The following is a 5,144-nucleotide window of genomic DNA, read 5'->3' on the forward strand; positions in this document are numbered from 1 at the left end:
TCTTCTAATAAATACCGTTTTTTTCTTAATTTATATTGAAAGTAAGCATGATAGTATTCAGCGTTTTGCTCTTGATTATCACTATGTACAATTATAGGTTCCATTTCGTCTAGTATAGGCTTCATTTTATTTGGCTTGCCTTGCCAATAATAAACATATAATTGTGAGCTTTTTATTTGCAGCCAAATATCCCACCATTCTGATTTGTCGTGTGTTTTTTGAACTGGGGGTTTTTTCAATGATTTTAAAGCCATGTCATAGCTTATAAGAGCAAGATCATGTTGATGGACTACTTCATATGTTTTACCTAGAAAAAAATGAGATGCAGCTAGTTTTTCATATTGCTCGTTTATTTCCAGTAACTGAATGAGGTTTTTTAGATGGTCACGAGCTTTTTTATGTTGTCCATCTCGATGAAGGCTATCAGATAACCCCTCTAGTATTTGAATCAGATGTGATGTTTGCTCTTCTTCTGCAAAATTTTCGCTTGCACGGCAGGTGTTAAGAGCATTTTGATACAGGTATATAGCATCATCAATGGCAAAGGTTGTTTTTGCTTCGCTAGCCGCCTGGTAATAGTATTGGCTAGCTTGGTCGTATTGCTGGGCTTTTTCATAGTGTTGTGCAAGGTCGGAAGCAATAAAGCGATCTATATTGTCTGTTATCTTGAGGATAGACTCAGCGATAAGTCCATGTCGTTCTGGTAGGTTTTGTTTTTCAATGCTGTCGTACGCAGTATCTCGTACAAGGGCATGTTTGAATAGGTAACGGTCACCATCAACATGACGCAGCTGAATAATCAGTTGGTTATCGATTAGCTCTGATAAATCGTTTTGAACTTGCAGTGCACTAAAGTGAGAGGCGGTAACCAGTAGGTTATAGCTAAACTCTCTTCCTATCGCGGCAGCAAGTTGTAAGGTGTCCTTGGAATAAATCAGGCCATCGATTTTATTCTGGATAGATTCTCGTAGACTATTTGGTATTTCATCAATTCTTTGATGATCGACAAATTCTATCAACCCATGGTTTAGCTGTACTAACTTACGGCGCTTAAGCATGGATACCAGCTCTTCAATAAAGAGTGGAATGCCATCGGTACGGGTAACTAAGACCTCCATCACATCTTCGGTAACTGCTGCCCCATCAAATAACGTATTGATGAACTCTTGTGAAGAGTTTTGATTAAGTTGCTCAAGATGGATGCAATGATATTTACCGTCGTCAAAGGCTGATGGTGCAGGTTGGCGTGAAGTGGTAATAATCGTTTGTTTTTGAGCACCGGCTTGTTTGCTTAGGTAGGCGATAAACTCTTGGCTGGTGACATCAGCCCAGTGGATGTCTTCAAATATATAAATATGACCAACAGATTGACTGTATTGAGTCATTTGTTCTTGATAGCTGTTCAGAATGTAGGCCAGCCCTTCAAACAATAATGATTTTTGCTGCTTTGGTTCAATACTGGATAGCTGGCATTGTTCAATATCGTTAATATTGAGCCATGCTGCCAGTAGGGTAGTGATTTCTGTTTTTGATTCTAAAAAGTCGCCGTTTTCTATTAATTGAGTGAGTTGTTTGCCTTGGCTATGTTGTTGATTAAATAGAGCAGTAAGTAGATGCTTTATGACGGATAAAATAGGGAAGAGGGCATTGTTTTGGTGTTCGGGTAGCGCTTGAAAAATATGATGAGTTCTAGAGGATTCTAGCCGCCTGAACTCATGAATAAGCCGTGACTTGCCGATGCCAGCCTCACCATATATATGGATTATTGTATTAGTACTAAAGGATTTTTCTAGAGAGGCGCGTAAGGTATCTAGCTCTTTTCTACGGCCAACCAATGGGTAAGTGTTTCGTACACCACGAATAAAACCAAATGCTTCTATGGATCGCTCGGCGACAAGTTGGGCGTGGTCTTGTTGTGTCGCCTGATGTTCAGCAAATTGATAATAGTTTTCTAATATGGCCTTGGTTTCCATTGAACATAGAATGCTATTGTTACAGGCTTGTCTTGCTAGGGCGCAGGTCTGATGGCTAGCGAAGCCATCTGGTATTTGATTACCATGTTGGGTCAAAATGCCTGAGTGAATACCTATCTTGACGATGTATTGGCATCGATATTTCTCAAGCATAAAGCCTTGCTGTTTAGAAATAGCGCTCATTATTTCAAGTGATGTGCGTGCAGCGAGACGAGAATCATGATCACTTGCTACAGGGTAACCAAAGTAAAATAGAGTTTGATCCCCTAAATGGCCAACGTGAAACCCTCCATAGCGCTGGGCCACATCAATACACTGTTGGCGAGTTGAGTGATAAAGACTTTCTAGCAGCCCTGTTTGTTCTTCTGGGATGTTATGTATTTGCTTTAACGAGAGACCTAGAGCCAACACAGTGATTTGTTTGCGCTCGGTAGAGGGGAGGTACTGTTTGAAAATATGACTAGGGTCATCGCCACGTTGAACGAGTGTTTCCATGTCCTCTTGTATCGCGGGTTTTACTGGTCGAAACTGTCCAACAAGATTGTTGATGACAATTTTGTCGAGTTCTTCAAATAACGCTTGAGCACTTTCAATACGCTCATTCACATTCTTTCTGAGCGTTTTCTGCAGAATATGTCCTAACGGGTGCGATAAAAGAGAACTAGGAATAGCGACGGGCGTATCACTCAGGTGCTGATGGTACAAATCCGCAATACTAGAACCTGAAACAGCAGGAGATCCTGTCAGCACTTCAATAAAAACAAGCCCCCACATATAGAGATCAGATTGAAACGAAGCAGGCTCTCCTCGAAGTTGCTCCGGTGCACAATAGCTAGGCGTTCCTACAGACTCTTGGGCTAGGGTAATCGTTTTAAAGTCTTCTGAACGCTGGTTAATAGTGACCGTGCTAATACCAAAATCGAGTAACTTAGCGTTTTTTTTCGCCCCCGTTTGCTGCAGCATAATATTAGAAGGCTTGATATCACGATGGATAATACCTTGTTGGTGGGCATGAACGAGCGCATCCAACACTTGCAGCATGATTGGGTAGGCTTCTTCAATGCTTAGAGCGCCATGTTGCTGTATATAATCACTCAGATTGGTGCCATCGACATACTCAAAAATACTATATACATTGCTAGATGAGACTTGGCCTTTATCAAGTAATCGAACAATATTGGGGTGGTTGAGTTTAGCAACAAAATGGCATTCTCGTTCAAAACGTTTGATTTGCTGGCTATTTTTCTCGTCTTGCGTTTCTAAATTCACACTCTTGATGGCCACACGCTGGCCTGTATTATGATGGATCGCTAAGTAAACTGTACCAAATCCGCCTTGGCCAATTTTATGTTCGAGTTGGTAGCCTTTCGAGGAAAAAAATGACGCTATTGCATTGTGGGATGTTGTTTTCATAGTAATTGGTGAATCTCATTTTGAGATTCATGCTGCTTACCTTTATATATAATGACATTACTCGTATTGAGCCTTACTTCTCCATGTTGTAACTGGATTAATTCGCATACATCAAGATCCGTGAAGCTAACAACATCACGAATTCGGCTTCTAAGTCGGTGTAAACGAATACGAGTATTTTCCACCTCAATACCTAGGTCTTTGGACAGTTTAGACAAGGCTACCCATCCTCGTTGATTCTCAGCATAGTCCTGCTGTTTATCAGAGATGGCTTGGCGAGCCAAATAGAGTAATAGATACAATTGACTTTGGATTCTATAGCCTTTAATTTCCGCCGTCTGCACTCCATCCATAATGTGCAGTTGGATATCCTCTTCATCATTTGATACGTTGAGTTGAAAGGTCAAGTCTTCCAGTGTTTGAGCGACAGGCAAATACTGACTGGTATTAGACGACATTTGATTAAATTGCATCCGATATTTGTGTTTACCTACTGTTAGAACATCACCATCCATCAGCCTCTTCTTATTTGATAGGGTTTCATTGTCTACCCATATCCAACTTCCTTCATTCCACAGCAAGGTGCTGGTCTCTGACAGAGCATGCAGTGGTTTGTTTAGGCAAATAGGTGTTAATCGCAAGTTCGATTCGACTGGGATCAATAGATCGTGAGGTGAGGTGTTATTGGTGAGGGTGAAGGATCCCACATCTTTAGAGGAAAAGATGATAGTGTCATTTTTATTGAGAGCGTGAGGTCGGCCAGTTTGCAGTTTATGTTCATTTACCCACACGCCATTGGTACTTTTGTCTTCAATGTACCAAGTGTCATCTTGCCAAAAAATGATAGCATGAAGCCGAGAAATACTGTTAGCAGATAGGTGGGTATGGCAGTTATCGGCTCGTCCTAGCGTATGGTAATTGCGTAAATAAATGTCTCGACCTGAAGAAGAAAGTGTACCAGTTTTAATTGGATTGGTTTGACCTGGGACGATTTCTGGAGGGGAAAGATCGGATGTCAAGCCTGACAGCGATTTAACCTGGTCGATATGAGACATAACCCTGACCTCTTTGTAGCTATTTATTTCTCTTAACCATCACCCTCAGAAGGATTACTACTTGAATATTGGAACAGCCGTCAATTTTTGTCTGACAGCCTCACCTTGAGGGGCTGATCAATTCCATGATGTAGTAGTGTTTATAGATTGTTTATCTAGTATGTGTCAATAAGAGTAGGTTAAGAATACCAATTGAGAATGATAACATATCGCATAATGACAGTAATTTTTTCATAAGTCTATGTTTTTGTTTCTCTTTTTATGGAAATAGCCTTTCAGTATTAAATGGTATTCATTAGATATAAAATTGTAATTATTATGTTAATTTATCACTTTGGAATCGGTTCAGCCAATGATTGTATCGTCACATGGTAGGGACGAAATGTTACAGTTTGTCGCACGCTTATAAACAAAAATAGCTAAAAGATTTTTGTTTGGCTTCAGGAGCATGGCATTGCTTATCCCTCTTTATCAATGGTTCTTGTCTGAACCTCACTAATTTTCCGTATTAATACTTCCTCTGTTTTGATACTTCCTCTAGTGAGGACTCACCTCATCCATACATACATAGAGTCAGTCACTGCTGACCAGATATTAAAATATATTTTTAACAGTCGTTCCTGCTTGGATAATAATGTTTTTTTTTTTAAATAAAATGCTTAAATATTTTTAGGTTTAGAAAAACAAATGTAGTTTTATATTT

General features: G+C 39.9%; 2 protein-coding genes. Both read right to left on the minus strand.

The window, feature by feature from the left end; translation table 11 throughout:
* A partial coding sequence (locus tag JHD45_RS22075) for a TOMM system kinase/cyclase fusion protein (RefSeq protein WP_199478756.1) occupies positions 1 to 3,386 on the minus strand: 3,386 nt, incomplete at its 3' end.
* Positions 3,383 to 4,441, minus strand: a complete 1,059-nt coding sequence (locus JHD45_RS22080) for an FHA domain-containing protein (protein WP_199478757.1) — start codon at positions 4,439 to 4,441, stop codon at positions 3,383 to 3,385. The genes JHD45_RS22075 and JHD45_RS22080, both read right to left, overlap by 4 nt.
* Positions 4,442 to 5,144: the final 703 nt, after the last annotated feature.

The organism is Marinomonas spartinae (genome assembly GCF_016461715.1).
GTDB lineage: Bacteria > Pseudomonadota > Gammaproteobacteria > Pseudomonadales > Marinomonadaceae > Marinomonas > Marinomonas spartinae_A.

Coding starts and splice junctions, on each gene's coding strand:
- JHD45_RS22080 (WP_199478757.1), bottom strand. CDS start 4,441: ATGTCTCATATCGACCAGGTTAAATCGCTGTCAGGCTTGACATCCGAT.